Source organism: Brevundimonas poindexterae (assembly GCF_020524625.1).
GTDB lineage: Bacteria > Pseudomonadota > Alphaproteobacteria > Caulobacterales > Caulobacteraceae > Brevundimonas > Brevundimonas poindexterae_A.
In genome coordinates, this window is sequence record NZ_JAIVLL010000003.1 from 38,123 (window position 1) to 55,579 (window position 17,457).

Annotated in this window: 18 protein-coding genes; 5 read left to right on the forward strand and 13 right to left on the reverse strand. The window is 68.8% G+C overall.

All coding sequences use genetic code 11. From position 1 onward, the window contains the following. Positions 1–43 precede the first annotated feature (43 nt). Positions 44–1,333: a lytic murein transglycosylase gene (locus LC068_RS10865; protein WP_226637172.1), complete on the reverse strand. Its 1,290-nt coding sequence runs from the start codon at positions 1,331–1,333 to the stop codon at positions 44–46. A gap of 260 nt (positions 1,334–1,593) precedes the next feature. Here LC068_RS10865 and ykgO point away from each other — a divergent pair, with 260 nt between their 5' ends. Further along, positions 1,594–1,719, forward strand: coding sequence for a type B 50S ribosomal protein L36 (gene ykgO / locus LC068_RS10870; protein WP_006274063.1), 126 nt, complete (start codon positions 1,594–1,596; stop codon positions 1,717–1,719). A gap of 150 nt (positions 1,720–1,869) precedes the next feature. Continuing rightward, a complete protein-coding gene (locus LC068_RS10875) occupies positions 1,870–2,145 on the forward strand; it encodes a DUF2312 domain-containing protein (RefSeq protein ID WP_123287087.1) in 276 nt (91 codons plus the stop codon). Positions 2,146–3,229: 1,084 nt separating this feature from the next. Here LC068_RS10875 and ileS read toward each other — a convergent pair. From ileS to LC068_RS10905, 5 genes are all read right to left on the reverse strand, one after another. Continuing rightward, positions 3,230–6,313, reverse strand: coding sequence for an isoleucine--tRNA ligase (ileS, locus tag LC068_RS10885; RefSeq protein WP_226637174.1), 3,084 nt, complete (start codon positions 6,311–6,313; stop codon positions 3,230–3,232). Positions 6,314–6,484: 171 nt separating this feature from the next. Then, complete coding sequence (locus LC068_RS10890) at positions 6,485–7,459, reverse strand: bifunctional riboflavin kinase/FAD synthetase (protein WP_226637176.1); 975 nt, start codon at positions 7,457–7,459, stop codon at positions 6,485–6,487. Position 7,460: 1 nt separating this feature from the next. Beyond that, positions 7,461–7,922: a MaoC family dehydratase gene (locus LC068_RS10895; protein ID WP_209120741.1), complete on the reverse strand. Its 462-nt coding sequence runs from the start codon at positions 7,920–7,922 to the stop codon at positions 7,461–7,463. A 38-nt stretch (positions 7,923–7,960) separates the two neighbouring features. Continuing rightward, positions 7,961–8,830, reverse strand: a complete 870-nt coding sequence (locus LC068_RS10900; protein WP_226637178.1) for a TIGR01459 family HAD-type hydrolase — start codon at positions 8,828–8,830, stop codon at positions 7,961–7,963. Between the two features lie 150 nt (positions 8,831–8,980). Next, positions 8,981–9,358, reverse strand: coding sequence for an endonuclease domain-containing protein (locus tag LC068_RS10905; protein ID WP_226637180.1), 378 nt, complete (start codon positions 9,356–9,358; stop codon positions 8,981–8,983). A 94-nt stretch (positions 9,359–9,452) separates the two neighbouring features. Between LC068_RS10905 and LC068_RS10910 the strand changes: the two genes are divergently transcribed. Further along, positions 9,453–9,803 (forward strand): YMGG-like glycine zipper-containing protein, encoded by a 351-nt coding sequence (locus LC068_RS10910; protein WP_226637183.1) that lies wholly within the window; start codon positions 9,453–9,455, stop codon positions 9,801–9,803. A gap of 15 nt (positions 9,804–9,818) precedes the next feature. On the opposite strand, the gene LC068_RS10915 is transcribed toward LC068_RS10910, so the two are convergent. The 3 genes from LC068_RS10915 to tipF form a co-directional block, all read right to left on the reverse strand. Beyond that, entirely contained in the window at positions 9,819–10,469 is a 651-nt protein-coding gene (locus tag LC068_RS10915) for a DUF2262 domain-containing protein (protein ID WP_226637185.1), read from the reverse strand. A gap of 214 nt (positions 10,470–10,683) precedes the next feature. After that, on the reverse strand, positions 10,684–11,157 hold the full coding sequence (locus tag LC068_RS10920) for a hypothetical protein (protein WP_226637188.1): 474 nt from the start codon (positions 11,155–11,157) through the stop codon (positions 10,684–10,686). Between the two features lie 6 nt (positions 11,158–11,163). Further along, positions 11,164–12,438, reverse strand: coding sequence for a flagella assembly cyclic-di-GMP phosphodiesterase TipF (gene tipF, locus LC068_RS10925; RefSeq protein WP_226637190.1), 1,275 nt, complete (start codon positions 12,436–12,438; stop codon positions 11,164–11,166). Between the two features lie 119 nt (positions 12,439–12,557). Here tipF and LC068_RS10930 point away from each other — a divergent pair, with 119 nt between their 5' ends. Together LC068_RS10930 and LC068_RS10935 are read left to right on the forward strand one after the other, a co-directional pair. Next, positions 12,558–13,328 (forward strand): SDR family NAD(P)-dependent oxidoreductase, encoded by a 771-nt coding sequence (locus tag LC068_RS10930; protein ID WP_226637193.1) that lies wholly within the window; start codon positions 12,558–12,560, stop codon positions 13,326–13,328. Next, on the forward strand, positions 13,318–14,268 hold the full coding sequence (locus LC068_RS10935; protein WP_226637195.1) for a lysophospholipid acyltransferase family protein: 951 nt from the start codon (positions 13,318–13,320) through the stop codon (positions 14,266–14,268). Before LC068_RS10930 ends, LC068_RS10935 begins: the two co-directional genes overlap by 11 nt. Here LC068_RS10935 and LC068_RS10940 read toward each other — a convergent pair. The 4 genes from LC068_RS10940 to xseA all read right to left on the reverse strand — a co-directional run bounded on the left by LC068_RS10940 (position 14,223) and on the right by xseA (position 17,401). Beyond that, complete coding sequence (locus LC068_RS10940; RefSeq protein WP_226637197.1) at positions 14,223–14,732, reverse strand: response regulator; 510 nt, start codon at positions 14,730–14,732, stop codon at positions 14,223–14,225. The genes LC068_RS10935 and LC068_RS10940 overlap by 46 nt on opposite strands. 103 nt (positions 14,733–14,835) lie before the next feature. After that, positions 14,836–15,678: a M23 family metallopeptidase gene (locus tag LC068_RS10945; protein ID WP_226637199.1), complete on the reverse strand. Its 843-nt coding sequence runs from the start codon at positions 15,676–15,678 to the stop codon at positions 14,836–14,838. Further along, positions 15,675–15,902 (reverse strand): DUF2093 domain-containing protein, encoded by a 228-nt coding sequence (locus LC068_RS10950; RefSeq protein WP_226637201.1) that lies wholly within the window; start codon positions 15,900–15,902, stop codon positions 15,675–15,677. Before LC068_RS10950 ends, LC068_RS10945 begins: the two co-directional genes overlap by 4 nt. A 26-nt stretch (positions 15,903–15,928) precedes the next feature. Next, positions 15,929–17,401, reverse strand: a complete 1,473-nt coding sequence (xseA, locus tag LC068_RS10955) for an exodeoxyribonuclease VII large subunit (protein ID WP_226637203.1) — start codon at positions 17,399–17,401, stop codon at positions 15,929–15,931. Positions 17,402–17,457 lie beyond the last annotated feature (56 nt).

A 17,457-nucleotide genomic window follows, 5' to 3' on the forward strand; every position in this document is an offset into this window, starting at 1 on the left:
TAGCAGGAAGGAGGGGCAAGGCGAAGCAAAATCCGGCCCCGGCTCAGCGTGTCATGCGGATCAGTTCGTCGGCCAGCTCGGCCGTCAGATAGCCGTCGGCCAGACGGCCGTTGTCGATCTGCCACTGGCGAAGGGCCGCGCGGGTGTTGGAGCCGATGATGCCGTCGATCCCCTGGGTGTCGTAGCCGAGGCTGGTCAGGGCGCGCTGGGTGCCGATCCGCTGGTCGCGGGACAGGGGCGCGTCATCAGGCCAGGCCCGCGTCAGGCCCGGCTTGCCCTGGATGCCGTCGGCGGTCAGGCCGATCGCGAGGGCATAGGACACGGAGTTGTTGTAGCGGCGGATCACATAGTGGTTCGGCAGGGCCAGGAAGGCCGGACCCCGGGCGCCCTGGGGCAGCAGGATGGTGGCGCCCTCGGCCTGTTCAGCCTGGGTCGGCTCGCCGCCGTGGGCGAGTTGCACGCCACGGGCGCGCCAGAAGGCCCAGTCGTGGCGGGCGCCTTCGGCCAGGCCATAGTCGAAGCCCTCGGGCAGGACGACCTCATAGCCCCAGCTCTGGCCGCGCTTCCAACCGGCCTGGGCCAGCAGATTGGCGGCCGAGGCCAGGGCGTCGGCGTCCGAGCCCCAGATGTCGACGAAGCCGTCGCCGTCCTGGTCGATGCCGAGACGCAGATAATTGTCGGGCATGAACTGGGTCTGGCCCATGGCGCCGGCCCAGCTGCCCTTGAGGCCCGAGCGGGCGCGGCGGCCGTCGATGACGATGTCCAGGGCGTCCTTGAGCTGGCTTTCGGCCCAGTCGCGGCGCCGCCCGTCGTAAGCGAGCGTGGCGAGGGACCGGATCACGTCGAAGTCGCCCTGAACCTGGCCGAAGGCGCTCTCCTGGGCCCAGATGCCGAGCAGGATCTCGGTGGGCACACCGAATCGCTGGACGACCGCCCACGGCACCCGGTCCGCGCGCTGCTTCGCCTGGGCGATGCGGGTCGGGGTGACGGCATTCTGGACATAGGCACCGGCCGGTCGCGAGAACTCGGGCTGGTTGCCGTCCAGACGGATGACGGTCGGATCGGGGCTGAGGCCCGCCAGTTCGCGGGCATAGTCGGCGCGGCGGGCGCCGCCGTGCCGGTCGAGGAAGCCCTGCTTCCAGCCTTCGAAGCCCGCCTGATCGGGCACCGGATCGGTGGCCGGGGTCGCAGGGTTGGTCGACGGCGTCGAGGGAGCAGAGGGCGTGGGAGTGCCGGGCTGCACGGGCGCCGGGCCGGGCAGGGGCGGTTCGGGCAGCATGGGCGCGCAGGCCGCGACCGTTGCAAACAGGATGAGGCGGGTGGAAAGGCGCATGATCACGTGTCGTCTGGGTCCTGTCGCGGGGCTGGCAGCCGGTGTCTGGAGGCTAAGCGTTTCGTGCCAAGAAAGCGTTGCCATGATGGCGGCTTCGGGGCGAGAGGTGCGTCCCCCGGGACACAGGCCGGTGAGGCGGCGGCCGGATTTGGGGTGACACAGGCGTTGACGTCCGGGCCACCTCTCTTTATAGGCACCGCTCCGCCGCAAGTCCGCCTTGTGGCTTTTTCTATTCTGACCAGCCCGCAGGACAAAAGACCATGAAGGTCCGCAGCTCTCTCAAGTCGCTCAAGGGTCGCCACCGCGACTGCAAGATCGTGCGCCGCAAGGGCGTGGTCTATGTGATCAACAAGACCGATCCGCGCTTCAAGGCCAAGCAAGGCTAGGCACGGCGGCTCGCCGGTCCTCCGGGGCCGGCCGATCCATCCACAGGGTCGCGGACACTGTCCGCGGCCTTTTTCGTGCCTGACGTTGAGCCGCTCCGGCCCAGCCGTTAAGCCTGTTCGCCTATCCAGTTCCTGCCTGCGGAGACCGCCATGGCCGACGACGCCGCCTTTGAATCCAGCCCCGACGTCCTGACCTCGACCGCCCAGGGGCGCCTGCGCACCCTGATCGAGCGGCTGGAGCGGCTGGAAGAGGACAAGCAGGCCGTCATGGGCGACATGAAGGAGGTCTTCGCCGAAGCCAAGGGCGAGGGCTATGACGTGAAGGTGCTGCGCAAGGTGCTGCGCATCCGCAAGCAGGACAAGGCCAAGCGCCAGGAGGAAGAGGCAATCCTCGACCTCTATCTGTCCGCCCTCGGCGAGATCTGAACCTGATCCGGCGGTCAAAGCCTGACCGCCTGGAACGGCCCACGCTGGAGCAGCTGCGCGCGGCCGAGTGCAAGGCCGCCCAGCGCGCCGCCCTTCGCGCCCTCAAAAAGGCCCGCCGCACCGCCGAGGCCGAAGGCGTCGACCTGTCGGAATGGGAAAGCGAATTCCTCGATTCGGTCTCCGAGAGGATCACCGAACACGGCCGCGCCTTCGCCGACCCGGAAAAGGGCGCCCCCGGCAAGGCCCTGTCGACCCTGCAGGGCCGCAAGCTGAAAGAGATCACCCGCAAGGCCAGTGGCGAACCCCCGCCGTGGAAACGGCCGAAACCACCGTCTGAATAGTCTGAATGGTCTGAATTCCATTCCTCCCCCATCGGGGGAGGGGAACCATCCGAAGGATGGTGGAGGGGGCGGATGTCATCAGAGGCACGGGCCCTTCTCGCGAATGGCGGCTCTGCCCCCACCACCCCGGCGCAGAGCGCCGCGGTCCCCCTCCCCCGGTGGGGGAGGAATGGTCGCGGATGCGCGGAAGCGCCTCTCGCCCGAAGGGCAGAGGTTGGAGGGCAGGCGGAGCGCCGGGCCTTCGCCCGGAGTGACTAGAGTTTACCGTTTCGACGAAGGCTGACGCTCCGCGCGGTGGTTTTCCGGAAGCTTGCGTCGGGTGGCCGTGTTCGGGCCTTACCGCAGCGCCTCCGACGGGCGGGCGGGGCCTGCGCCCCGTCCCGGAACGGCCGAGTATCCCCCTCGACCCTTACCCCGATCCCACACCCGGAGGCGGAGATCGAGGGTGCATGAAGGTGGGCCTAACGCTCGGCTCGCGGAGCCTCGCTGCTTGAGGCCCGAAAGCCGGGTGTTGGCGTCCTCCAACCCCGCTCCATCGCTCCCGCCGCTCACAAGGTCGCAGGCCTTACGAGCCCTCCGTGCGACGGGACGGGGGAAGGTTTGCACAGACCCGGGCTGAGGCGGGGAAGTCGGGTCGGGAAACCGTCGCAGCGTTGAAAGGGCGGGGGAATTCGGGGGCGGCTGTGATGGCTGGGGGCATCGGGTCAGCGATCCTTCTCCCCCGGAGGGGAGAAGGGCCGTTGTCAGCCCTTCTGCGCGTCCAGCCAGCGGACGGCGTCGGCGTCGCGGGCGCTGAGGTCGGGGTAGTCGGGGTCGGAGCCGACGTCCGGCACGCGGCGCCAGGAGCGGGCACATTTGGGGTGGTCGGCGGTGTCGATGCGGGCAGTGACCGTATCGCCGCTGGCCGACAGTTCGGCGCCCGAGGTGCGGAACACCTCGGCGGCATCCAGGCCGTCGAAGGCGGCCATCAGATCGGCGGGCAGGGTGACCGTGGGCCAGGCATCGAGGGCGCCGCCGATGACCTTGTCGCGGCGGGCGGCTTCGAGGGCTTCATTGACGGTTTCCAGCACGGTCCAGACCTTGTCCCAGCGCGCGGCCTCGGCGTCGTTCTGCCATTCGGCCGGGGTGTCGGGGATCACGCGGGCGCAGTTGGTGCCGGCCCCATCATCGCTCTGGGGGGGATAGCGGGTGGTCCAGGCCTCTTCCATGGTGAAGGGGGTGAGGGGGGCCAGCCAGGCGGTCAGGCGCAGGAAGACCTCGTGCATGACGGTGCGGGCGGCGCGCCGGCGGATCGCATCGGGGCGGTCGCAGTAGAGGCTGTCCTTGCGGACGTCGAAATAGAGGGCCGACAGGTCGCCCGAGCAGAATTCCAGCACCGGACGGATCACGTCCTGGAAGTCATAGGTCTCATAGGCCTGACGGACCTGGCCATCCAGCTGCCACAGGCGGTGCAGGATGAAGCGCTCGAGCGGCGGCATCTGGTCCAGCGGCAGGCGCTCGGCCTCGTCGAAACCGGCCAGTGCGCCCAGCAGATAGCGCACGGTGTTGCGCAGCTTGCGATAGGCTTCGACCGTGGTCTGCAGGATCTGTTTGCCGATGCGCTGGTCCTCGGCATAGTCGACCAGGGCCACCCACAGACGCAGGATGTCGGCGCCCGACTCCTTGATGACGGTCGCCGGGTCGACGGTGTTGCCCAGCGACTTGGACATCTTCTTGCCCTGCTCGTCCTGGGTGAAGCCGTGCGTCAGGACGGCCTTGTAGGGCGCGCGACCGCGGGTGCCGCAGCCTTCCAGCAGGTTGGACTGGAACCAGCCGCGGTGCTGGTCGGAGCCTTCCAGATAGAGGTCGGCGGGCCAGTGCGAGGGGCGGTCGCCGTCATAGCCGTGCTCGGGCGTGCGGGGCTCGAGCGTGAAGGCGTGGGTGCAGCCCGAGTCGAACCAGACATCGAGGATGTCGGTGACCTTTTCGTACTGGGCCGGGTCGTGGACGCCGAGGAAGTCGGCATCCGGCGTCTCGAACCAGGCATCGGCGCCGCCCTCGCGGATGGCGGTGAGGATGCGGGCGTCGACCGCGTCGTCGTGCAGCGGCTGGCCGGTGTGCTTGTCAACGAACATGGCGAGCGGCGTGCCCCAGGCGCGCTGGCGGCTGATCAGCCAGTCGGGGCGGTCCTCGACCATGGAGCGGATGCGGTTCTTGCCCGCCGCCGGGTGGAAGGTGGTGGCGTCGATGGCCGCAAGCGCCAGTTCCCTCAACGTCCTCCCTTCCCCCTCGATGGGGGAAGGGCCGGGGTTGGGGGTGGAGGAAGGCGTCAAGTTTTCCGACCGGGAGGCGCCTTCCGTGCTCCATGACGAGATGGCGGCGTCTTCACCCCCATCCCAACCCTTCCCCCATCGAGGGGGAAGGGCCTTGTCGAGTCGGATGAACCACTGGGGGGTGTTGCGGAAGATGATGGGCGCCTTCGAGCGCCAGCTGTGCGGATAGGAGTGCTCCATCCGGCCGCGCGCCAGCAGATTGCCGGCCTCGATCAGCTTTTCGGTGACGACCTTGTTGGCGGCGCCGAACTTGCCGATCTTGTCCTTCTTGCCCTCGGTCTCCAGCACCTTGAGCCCGGCGAACAGGGGCACGTGCGGATAGTAGGCGCCGTTGGCGTCGACCGTCTCGGGCACTTCCTTGTGGCCGTGGGCCTTCCACACCTCATAGTCGTCGGCCCCGTGGCCGGGGGCGGTGTGGACGAAGCCGGTGCCGGCGTCGTCGGTGACGTGGTCGCCCGCCAGCAGGGGCACGGCAAAGCCATAGCCGGGATCCAGCTCGGCCAAGGGATGGGCGCACTCCAGCCCCGAGGGATTGATGTCGCCGAGGCGGGTAAAGGTGGCGATCTTCGCGGCCTTGAAGACCTCTTCCGCCAGCTTGTCGGCCAGGATCAGCCGGTCGCCCGGCTTGGCCCAGGGCTCGAACTCCAGCCCCTCTTCCATGGCGGTGACCTCATAGACGCCATAGGCGATCTCGGGGCCGTAGCTGATGGCGCGGTTGGCCGGGATGGTCCAGGGCGTGGTCGTCCAGATGACGATGGCGGGGGTGGAATGGCGGAAGGCCAGCAGGTCGTCGTCGTGGTCGTCGGTGGCACCGGTGACCGGGAACTTCACCCAGATCGTGGGCGAGACATGGTCGTGGTATTCGATCTCGGCCTCGGCCAGGGCGGTGCGCTCGACCGGCGACCACATGACGGGCTTGGAGCCGCGATACAGCTGGCCCGAATTCTTGAACTTGTGGAACTCGGCGACGATGGCGGCCTCGGTGCCGTAGTCCATGGTGGCGTAGCGGTTGGCCCAGTCGGCGGTGACGCCGAGGCGCTTGAACTGCTCGCGCTGGACGTCGATCCAGCCCTCGGCATAGGTGCGGCAGGCGGCGCGGAATTCGGCCTTGGAGACCTCGTCCTTGCGGCGGCCTTTCGCGCGGAACTGTTCCTCGATCTTCCACTCGATCGGCAGGCCGTGGCAGTCCCAGCCGGGGACGTAGTCGACGTCATAGCCCAGCAGGAAGCGCGACCGGACCACGAAGTCCTTGAGCGTCTTGTTCAGCGCGTGGCCGATGTGGATGTCGCCGTTGGCGTAGGGCGGGCCGTCGTGAAGGACGTAGAGGGGGGCGTTCTGCGACTGACGCTCGGCGCGCAGGCGGGCGTAGAGGTCGCCCCAGGCCTCGAGGATCTCGGGCTCCTTCTTCGGCAGGCCGCCGCGCATGGGGAAGGGCGTCTCGGGCAGGAAGACGGTGTCGCGATAGTCGCGGGCGGTCGAAGCGGTGTCGCCAGAATTATTGCCGGTGTCGGCCATGGGTCGGTCTCGTGTCGTTGATCGTTCGCGTGGATTCTTTGGTTCCGCTACCGTTCGCCGCGCGGCGGCTCACTGCTTGAGCGGGGCATCCCGGCGTGCGCGAGGCGTCAGGCCTGCGGCGCTACGCCGGGCGGCTAATCGAAATCACACGGATCACGCGGACGGTCATGGTCAGGCCGGTCTAGCAGAGGCGGCGGGCGATGCGCCAGCCGAAAGCGCCAGCGCCGCGCGGGCGGCGGCGGCGTCGGCCTCGATCTGGACCTTGAGGGCGTCGAGGCCGTCGAAGGTCGCCTCGGGCCGGAGGAAGGCGACCAGATCGGTCTCGACGGTCTGGCCGTAGAGGTCGCCGTCGAAGTCGAACAGCCAGACCTCGAGCAGGGGCTCGTCGGTCGGATACATGGGGCGGACGCCGAGGCTGGCGACGCCATCGACCGAGCGTCCGTCGGCCAGGCGGGTGCGGGTGGCGTACACGCCGTAGGCCGGGCGCATATAGTCGCCGAGGGCGATGTTGAGGGTCGGCACGCCGATGGTGCGGCCGCGCTTGTCGCCGTGGATGACTTCGCCCTCGATGGCGAAGGGGCGGCCGAGGATGGCGGTGGCACGGGCCATGTCGCCGGCCTTGAGGGCCTCGCGCACGGCCGAGGAGGACAGCTTCAGGCCATGGGCATCGTCGACGCGGGCGACCGGGCTGACGGTGAAGCCGGCGGTTTCGCCATAGCGGGCGAGGGCTTCGGGCGAGCCGGAGCGGCCCTTGCCGAAGGTGAAGTCAAAGCCGACGGCGGCGTGGGCAATGCCCAACCCTCCGCCCAGCACCTCGAGCGCGAAGGCCTGATCGCTCAGGCCGGCCATCTCGCCGTCGAAGGGCAGGCGGTAGAGGCGGTCGACGCCGAGGCTGTCCAGGGCGCGCTCCATCTGGCCGGGGGACATCAGGCGAAAGGGGGCGGCAGCCGGCTGGAACCAGCGGCGCGGGTGGGGATCGAAACTGACCACGCCGAGCGGCAGGTCGCGCTGCCGGGCCACCTGGCGCGCAGCGTCGATGACGGCCTGATGGCCCCGGTGGACGCCGTCGAAGGCGCCGATGGCGACGGCCGCGCCCCGGGCAGAGGGCGGGAGGTCCCGCCAAGTCTCGATGACGGTGAGCGCCACGTCAGCCCTTTGCGGGGCGACGCCGGCGCGGCACACGCACACTGGCCTCGCCGTCCAGAACCAGCTGGTCGCCGACCAGACCCTCGCAGCGCAGCACCACGCGGGCCGATTCCGCATCGATGGAGGCGACGGTGACGCGGGCGATGACGGTGTCGCCGATCTTCACCGGCCGGTGGAAGGCAGTGTTCTGGCCGAGGAAGATGGAGCCCGCGCCCGGCAGGATCATGCCGACCACGGCCGAGCCGAAGGAGGCGCTGAGCAGGCCATGGGCGATGCGACCGCGATAGGCCGTTTTCGAGGCAAAGGCCTCGTCCATGTGCAGGGGATTGAAGTCGTCCGAGGCCTCGGCGAACTGCTGGATGCGGGCCTCGGTCACTTCGACGGCCTTTTCCGCCGTCATGCCGACAAACAGCTCGTCAAGGATGTATCCGCCCGAGGGGTGCGCGCTAACCGTCTGTGTCATCGGGCGGTGTTAGCGCCGGAATCGCGCGAAGGCGAGCCTTACCAAACCAGTTCGAGGGCGGCGTAGCGGGCGGAAGTGCCTTCTTCGGCCAGCAGGGCACCGGCGCGGGCGGGGTCGAGGGCGCCGTCGGTCCCCATGGCCTTTTCCCCGTGGATGCCGCGCGCGATGAACAGGCAGTCCAGCCCCTGCTGTTCAGCGCCCAGCACATCGGTGATCACGCCGTCACCGATGCACAGCACGCGCGACCGGTCGAGATCGCCGAGGCCCAGCCGACCGGCCTCGGCCAGCGACAGGTCGTAGATGGGAGCAAACGGCTTGCCGGCCATGACCACCGGCCCGCCCAGCTGCTCATAAAGATCGGCCAGCGACCCGCCGCAATAGATCAGGGTATCGCCCCGCTGGACCACCCGGTCGGGGTTGGCGCAGATCAGCTCCAGCCCGCGCGCGGCGGCGGCCGACAGCTCGTCACGGTAGTCCTCGGGCGTCTCGGTGGTGTCGTCGCGGGGCCCGGTGACCGACAGGAAGGCGGCGTCTCCGACCGCCTCGGCGCGGGTCAGGCCGAGGCCCGCATAGAGGGGGGCGTCGCGCTCGGGCCCGATGATCAGGGCCGGGCCGGGCGCGCGCTTCGCCAGCTCCATCCGCGTGGCATCGCCCGAGGTGACAAAGCCGTCCCAGGCCGCGCGCGGCACGCCGAGGCTGTCCAGCTGGGCGACGACATCCGAGGCCGGCCGCGGCGAGTTGGAGATCAGCACCACAGTGCCGCCCTGCTCTCGAAAGGCCTGAAGCGCGGCACAGGGGCCGGGCCAGCTTTCGCGGCCGTTGTGGATCACGCCCCAGACGTCACAGAGCAGCAGGTCATAGTCCTCGGCAACGGCAGACAGGCGGGGCAGGGGGGCGGGGTGCGTCATGGGGCGTGGTTAGCGGACGGACCCGGGCGGGGGAAGTGCATCGGCCGGCATTCCTCCCCCATCGGGGGAGGGGGACCATCCGAAGGATGGGGGAGGGGGCCAGCCATGGATCGGGGCATTGAAGTCAGCGCTGCCCCCACCACCCCAGCGCTACGCGCTGCGGTCCCCCTCCCCCGGTGGGGGAGGATTTGTGAGGTCGCGGAGGGCGGCGAGGACGCCGTCCAGATTGGTCAGTACATCGCGGGCCGGAACTCGCCAGACCCGGATCCCCTGCGCCGTCAGCCACTCGGTGCGGCGGGCGTCGTGGCGGATCTGATCTGGATGGTCGTGGGTCTGGCCGTCGACCTCGACTGCCAGCCGGGCGTCTTCGCACCAGAAGTCGAGGACGAAGGGGCCCATCGGGTGCTGCCGCCGAAATCGCGCCCCCTGCTGTTGTCCACGTATCGCCTGCCAGAGAATGACCTCCGGCAAGGTCATTCGGCGTCGGAGCGAGCGGGCCCGCGCCACCGTGGTCCTGGGTGGATGCATGCGCGGAGTATTCGAGTCGGCCCGGCGCACGTCAATCAAGCGGAACACCGCCGGTACCCCGGCGTTCGACCGGGGGACCACAGGGAGAGATCACATGCAATCGGTGAAGATGCTGGCGACGGTGGCGGGGTGCGGGCTGATGCTGAGCGGTTGTGCGACTGCGGGCTACGGCGACTATGCCTCGGCGTGCGAGCGGGACTATGCGAAGAACCGCGAGCGGGCCATCAGCGCCGGGGCCCTGCTGGGCGCGGCCGTCGGTGCGGCGGTGGCCGGAGAGGGTAATCGCGAGCAGGGCGCCGCGATCGGCGCCGTGGCCGGGGCGCTGCTGGGCAGCGAGCTGTCGGAAGAGGATGATCCCTGCGGCTACGGCTTTGGCGGCTACAATGACGACTATCGCTACGGCCGCGAGCGGGTCTACTGGCGGGACGACACCCGGCGCTGGTAGGGCCCAGGCGCGATCCTAGCCGGCAATATTGGCGTGGGTGAACCCCTCGGAGAGGTTGCCGCGAACCACGATCGTGTGGCCGAAGAACAGGTCGCCGTCATCGAAGTCGAAAACGAAATCCCCACCATCCTCGATGGCGATATCGACCAGCGACAGCTTTTTGCCAAATCGGTCCGGCGAGACCGGCCGCTCTCTTTCTCCCAGCCACTCACCGTTCTTCAGGGTGACAAGTCGTTCCGTGGCGACCCGGACCGCGTCGCGGGTCCAGCGACGCTGCGCGCGCCAGAGGGCATGGGCGACCGCGAGGTCGTCCAACCGGTTGAGGAAGATGCCGCATTTTCTGCCCAGCCATCTGACCTCGCCCTCCCAGCCCGAAGGCGGATTGGCAGCGAGGGTACCCAGAACGGGATCGCGAAATGTTCGCGGTGATTTCTGGCCTTCCAGCGCCAACTGGAACTCCGTGTCGGGCTCAATGACCTCGATGGCCCCCGAGACCAGGCCCTCGACGCCTTTGTGAAAGCGAGCCAGTCGCGCCGTCGTCCTGATGATGGAGCCTGGAGGAATGCCTCGGAGAAGGGTATGACCGGTTTCGACGTTCTCCAGAACCAGTCGCAGCCCGTGAGGTTCGAAAGACCCTTTGCCCACCCGCCAGACGGTGAGTGTCATGACTTCTTCCGGAGGGCTTCTCGCCAGCCGAACCCATGAGGCGCCTCGTGATGGAACGATGCCGGACACCTCAACCGGGGCCTGCGCTCTCGCGGTTTCGCGCCGTGCGAAACTCTCCTGGATCAGTCTTTCGAGCTCATCGGTCATGGTTCTGCAGGAGGTCCCGAAGGTGTGGCGGTCGCAGCTGTAACGACCACTGTTGCCGCGTCCGGGCTCAGGTGAAGTGATAGGCGTCGATCCGGGCTTCCCGAATGCGGCCATTGCGATCGAACTGCAAGGTGATCCAGCCTTCGCCCAGGGTGGCGCCGCACCTGTGGCCGAGACCAGGCTCCGGACGGCACTCGATCTCGGCTTCCGGCACCAAGTGTTCGACCCGGGCCAGAACCTCGTCCCTGTCGCGCGCGGTACCGATACCGAGGACCGTTGAGGGACGGGTGTCGCCCTCCGTGAAGGCGTAGGCCTTCACCACCAGCTCGCCTTCCCAAAAATAGTGCGCGACGCGGTTGGCGTCGGCATAGCTGCACTCCCCCCATTCCTGGCACTGTCCCTCAATGACCATGGTCAGGCCGGGTGCGCCTTCGCGGGTTCCGAAGGGGATGTCGGAAAAGCTGCGTTCCGCCACCGTCAGCAGCTCGGGGCCGGAGCGGGGATCTTGTACCAGCAGCGCGAGGAGGATCAGGCCCAGCATCACGCCTTACCCCGCGCGGCGCCGTTGCTCCGCGCTGCGGAGGGTGGAGCGGAGGAAGTCGGCGGGGGGGTCGGTTTCGGCGAGGACCTGTTCCTTGATGGCGCGGGGTTCGCCGAACAGGTGGCCCTGTCCCATGGAGACATCGAGTTCGAGGATATCGACGATCTGGCGCTCGCTTTCGCACTTCTCGGCGATCACCTCGATACCGTAGCGGCGGGTGAGGGCGGCGAAGTCGGCGGCCTGGATGTCGCGCAGGCTGGGCAGGGGCGAGCCGCCGTCGAGGTCGAGCAGTTGTTCGATCAACAGGTCGGCGGCGACCTTGACGAAGCGGACGTCGGAGCGCTGCAGGTCGGCGAAGTCGAGATCCAGCGTCTGGACCTTGTCGATCGAGAAGCGGAAGCCGAGGTCGGCCAGCTTGGCCATGTTGCGGGCCTCGACCGCGCCGCGGGCGTCGAAGGTGGCCTGTCCCAGCTCGAAGATTAGCGACTGGTTCAGGTCGCGGTTCTCGCTGAGGAAATGCAGGAACTGGGGGAAGAAGGTCTCATCGCCCAGCGAGGACAGGGCGACGTTGCAGAAGACGCCGACCTTGCGGTCCTGACGCGCCAGACGGCGGACGATCTGGGCGCAGCGGAACAGCAGCAGATTGTCGATGGCGGGGACCAGGCCCTCGCCCTCGGCGACCGACAGATATTCGGCCGGCATCATCACCCGGTCGGTCGAGTCGCGCAGGCGGGTGAAGCTTTCGTAGAAGACGGTGCGCCGCTGGGGCAGGGTCACGACCGGCTGGAGGTACAGGTCGACGCGGCCCTCGGTCAGGGCGTCGTGGACGGTGCGCAGCAGGGCGTGGGACTGGGCCTGGCGACGGCCCTCGAAGGTGTCGGCCGCGACCGGCGCCGGGGCGGACAGGCGCTCGTCGATGCTGGCGCTCATCTGCTGGATGAGGCCCTCGAGCATGCGGACCTCGCCCGTCAGTTCCTCGGTGCGATTGAGGGCGCCGGATTCGATGGCCTGGGCCAGTTCGGTCAGGGCGCCCTGGGTGGTCTCCAGCGCGTCGGCCAGCAGGCGGTGGGCGTCGCGGATCTGGCCGATCTCGGCCTTGAGGGCGCGCTCGCGCAGATGGCCGGTCAGATAGAGGTGGATGACGCCCAGCACGCCCAGGGCGCCGAAGGTGGCGGCGATGCCCGCGCCCGCACCCAGTCCGCCACGCCAGATCAGCGCGCCGACCGTCATGGCCAGAAACAGATAGCTGAAGATCAGGGCGGTACGAGTAAGGGTACGCATGTGGGGCGTCTGTCCGGCCTCCCGATGGAATCGATCCAGTATCGGGCTATCGGCCCGGAGCCGCTAGGGCTATTCAGAAAGAATCGGTGGACAGCGATAACCTGAGGAGTGGCGCGCACATGGAACTGTTTGACCTGACCGGCAAGGTGGCGGTGATCACCGGATCCTCACGCGGGATCGGCAAGGCCATCGCCGAGCGGATGGCCGAGCATGGCGCCCATGTCGTCATCTCGTCGCGCAAGGCTGGCCCGTGCGACGAGGTCGCCGCCGAGATCAACGAACGCTTCGGCGAAGGTCGTGCCATCGCCGTGCCCTGCAACATCGCCTCGAAGGAGGATCTGCAGCGGCTGGTCGACACGACGAAGGAGACCTGGGGCAAGGTCGACATCCTGGTCTGCAATGCCGCTTCCAACCCCTATGCCGGGCCGATGGGCGGCATCACCGACGAGCAGTTCGACAAGATCCTGCAGAACAATGTGGTCTCGAACCACTGGCTGATCCAGATGGTCGCCCCCGAGATGGTGGAGCGCAAGGACGGCTCGATCATCATCGTGTCGTCGATCGGCGGCCTGCGCGGCAATGCCCTGATCGGGGCCTACAACATCTCCAAGGCGGCCGACATGCAGCTGGCCCGCAATCAGGCCGTCGAGTTCGGACCGTCGAACGTGCGGGTCAACTGCATCGCGCCGGGCCTGATCAAGACCGACTTTGCCCGCTATCTGTGGGAGAACCCCGAGATCCTGAAGGCGACGACCGAGCCGGCGCCGCTGAAGCGGATCGGCCAGCCGGACGAGATCGCGGGCACCGCCGTCTATCTGGCCGCGCCGGCCTCGGCCTATATGACCGGCCAGACCATTGTGGTGGACGGTGGCATCACCATTGCCTGGTGAGACGGACAAGCCTGTCAGCCTTCGCCAGGACCTGATCTGGCGGCTGGAGGCGGCGGGGTTCGCCGTCCTGATCGGCCTGTTGCGGCTGATGGGGGTGGAGCGGGCCTCGGCCTTTGGCGGTGGCTTGCTGCGCTGGCTGGGCCCGAAGACGGGCACCCACCGCACGGTGATCCGCAACCTGCGCATCGCCTTCCCCGAGATGACGCCGGAGGCGCGCGAGCAGCTGGCCCGCGATAGCTGGGAGCAGACGGGGCGGACCTTTGCCGAGACGGCAGTGATGGACCAGCTGACGCCCGACTCGGGCCGGGTCGAGATCGTGGGTCTGGAACGGCTGCACGCCATTCGTGACAGCGGCCGGCCGGTGGTGTTCGTGTCCGGGCATTTGGCCTGTTTCGAGGTGATGCCGGCGGCCATTCTGGGGGCGGGCGTACCGTGCCAGATCACCTATCGCGCGGCCAACAATCCCTATGTCGATGCGCAGATTCGCAAGGCGCGGGCGCGCTATGGGGTGAAACTGTTTGCGCCCAAGGGCGGCGACGGGGCGCGCGAGCTGCTGGCCGGCATGGCGCGCGGCGAGTCGGTCGCCCTGATGAATGACCAGAAGTTTTCAGAGGGGCCCGAGGCGATCTTCTTTGGCCAGCCGGTCAATGCGGCGCCGGGGCCGACGCGGCTGGCGCTGAAGTTCGGGACCGTGTTGCAGCCCCTGTCGGTCACGCGCCTGCCGGGGGTGCGGTTCCGCCTGACGGTGCATGAGCCGATCGAGCCGAACCAGACGGGCAACCGCACCGAGGACATCGCGCGCGGCGTGCAGGCCATCACCACCTTCGTCGAGGAGCGCGTGCGCGAGCACCCCGTAGACTGGTTCTGGGTGCACAAGCGCTGGCCCGACCGGGTCTACGCGTCGCTGGACCCGGGCGGGACGTCGGTCGACCGGCGGTAGGGGCCCTTGAAGCCCTTGGCCGCGCTGCGGCGGCGGTCCGGTCCGAAATAGCCGTCGGTCTTCACGAAGGGACGCGGCTTGTAGATGACCGCATTCATTCGCTCGAGGATGGCCTTGGCCGTGATAGGCTTGACCACGAATTCGGTGACGCCCGCGTCACGCGCCTCGACCACGCGGCTCTTCTCGGAATGGCCGGTCATCATGATGATCGGCAGATAGGGATTGGTGCTGTCCGGGCTGTTGCGGACCAGACGCGTGAACTCGACCCCGTCCAGCGGGAACATGTTGAAGTCGACGATGGCGAGGTCGAAGACATCGGTCCGCAGGGCCTCGAGCGCGGCCGAGCCGTCGGGCATTTCGCGAATCTTGCGGACACCGGCGGACTGCAGGATCGCCGAGGTAATCGCGCGCATGTGCTGGTTGTCGTCCACGAGGAGAATGTGAATCGACTGTAGGGAAGACATGAAGTTTTCAGGCTGAGGCTGGGGCCCGGAGACGGGCGATGATGCGCGGCATCCTAGTCACGAAAACAGTCCGGGTCGAGGACAAGAAATTCGTACGGGGCGCTCAGGCGCGCAGCAGCAGGGACGGGTCGAGATTGCGGTCGCGCCACTTCATGCGCCAGCACAGATGGGGGCCTGTCGCGCGGCCCCGGGCACCGACCCGGCCGATCAGCTGGCCGCGATAGACGTCCTGACCGGCTGCGACCTCCAGCCGGGACTGGTGCAGATAGGCGGTGATCAGGCCCTGACCGTGGTCGATGAAGACGAGTCCGCCCTCATAGTGAAAGTCCGGCTCGGCCAGGGTGACGCGGCCGGCGGCCGGCGCGGTGATCGGGGCGCCGGTCGGGGCCGCCAGGTCGACGCCATAGTGGGGACGGGCCGGGGTGCCGTTCAGGATCCGCTGGCTGCCCCAGGCGCTGGTCACCTGCATCGTCTCGAGAGGCGGCGAAAAGCCGTCGCGGAAGAAGTCGGCGTCCAGCCGACTGGCATAACCGTCGGCCTTGACCTGGGCCTCGGCGCGGATGCGTTCAATGAGGGCCGGGTCGTCGGGCGTGACGGTCGATTGCGGCAGGCCGTTGATGCTGTGGCTGGGGAATTGCCCCTGGGCCAGGGTGAGCTCGGCGGTGGTCTCCTGCGCGCCCGACCGGGCGGTGATGCGGGTTGTCAGCGGACCGTCGCGGTCGAAGCCGACGATGAACCAGCCGTCGGTGGAGGCCGTGGTCAGGGCCTCTCCATCGACGAAGATCAGGGCATGCGGCCAGGTGCGTCCGATCATATGGCCGCCCTGAACGGCGCGCCCGCGCAGGTTCAGGGGATTGGCCTGGGCCTGAGCCCGAGACCCGGCGCCGGAGGCCAGCAGGCCGTTGACGGCCATCCCGCCCAGCACGGCGCGGCGATCGAGGGTCATGACCGTCCGGCCAGGCTCTGGGCCGCCTCGTCGGGACCGAAATAGGCTTCCTGACGCTCGACGCTCCAGTAGCGCAGCGCCTCGAGCGGGATGGGGCGGCCGGTGACCGCGCAGCGCACGAACGCGCCCCCCGTCATGATCACGAAATCCCCGTGGGCATAACGCAGCCGCGCTTCCTGCCCCGCCACCCGGCTCTGGCCGGTCCTGTCGCCCCTGACGTCCATGAGGGCAGTCTAGCGCCTCGGATGGATTAGAAAAGATCGCCCTGTTCGGGCGGGGGCGCGGCCGGTTTGCGCGGGCGGGGCGCGGGCGGCGGGGCAGGGCGAGGCTCACTGTCGCCGCCGTCGGCCGTGGCACCGACCCGCCCGTCGGCGAAGGCCAGCGACAGGGCCTGACCCGGCGCGATGTCGGCCGCCGAGGTCAGCCAGGCGCCGGCGTCGTCCTCGACCCGCACGAAGCCGGGCTTGGGCGTGCGAGGGTTCAGGCTGTTCAGCGCGCGGGACAGGGCGATCAGCGACTGGGTGCCGCGGTCGAGCGCGCGGGGCGGGATCGCCAGCTTTTCGGACAGGGTGGCCAGCCGGGTGGCGCGACGCTCCAGTCCCCGGTCGAGCAGGCCGCGACCCAGCCGGCCCTGCAGGACGGCGAGGTGCTGTTGGTGGACGGCGACATTCTTGCCCAGCGCCGAGCCGAGACGGCTGGAGGCATGGTCCAGCCGCTGACGGGCCAGACCCAGCAGGTCCTCGGGCCGTTTCGGCAGGCCCCGGGCGGTGGCGCGCAGCCGGGTGCGGCGATCCTCGATCAGGCGGGCGGCGCCCTGCAGGCGCCTGCGCTCCAGATCGGCGAGGGTGGCAACCAGTTCGGCCCGGACGGGGGTCAGGATTTCGGCGGCCCCGGTCGGCGTGGGCGCGCGGCGGTCGGAAACAAAGTCGATCAGGGTGGTGTCGGTCTCGTGCCCCACGGCCGAGACCAGCGGGATGGAACAGGCCGCGACCGTGCGGGCCAGCTCTTCATCGTTGAAGGGCCAGAGATCCTCGACCGAGCCCCCGCCGCGCGCCACGACCAGCACATCGGGGCGGGGGATGGGGCCTTCCGGCGTCAGGGCCTCGAACCCCCGGATGGCAGCGGCCACCTGACGCGCTGCGACCTCGCCCTGGACAACGACGGGCCAGACCAGCACATGGCAGGGCCAGCGCTCGCGGATGCGGTGCAGGATGTCGCGGATCACCGCGCCGGTCGGACTGGTGATCACGCCGATCACGCGGGGATAGCGGGGCAGGGCGCTCTTGCGGCCCGGTTCGAACAGGCCCTCGTCGCGCAGCTTCGCTTTCAGCCGCTCCAGCTGGGCCAGCAGGGCGCCGGCGCCGGCCGCTTCCATGCTGTCGATGACGATCTGGTAGCTGGAGCGCGCCGGATAGCTGGTGATCTTGCCGGTGACGATGACCTCCAGCCCCGTCTCGGGCTGGATCGACAGGCCGCGCACCTGCCCCTTCCAGACCACGCCGTCCAGCGAGGCCTTGTCGTCCTTGAGCGTCAGATAGACATGGCCCGAGGCATGGCGATTGACCTTGGAAATCTCGCCGCGCAGCCGGACATGGCCGAACCGGTCCTCGAGCGTGCGCTTTAGGGCGAAGGCCAGCTCGGAGATCGAGACGGCGGGATTGTTGTCGCCCGTCGTCGGAGCGGCCGGGGCGGTCCCCTCGAAGGCATAGGAATCGTCGGTCATGTACCCTCAGGCTTAGACCCCCGGAGGTCCGACAGGCAATGTTGGGGACGGGCGGC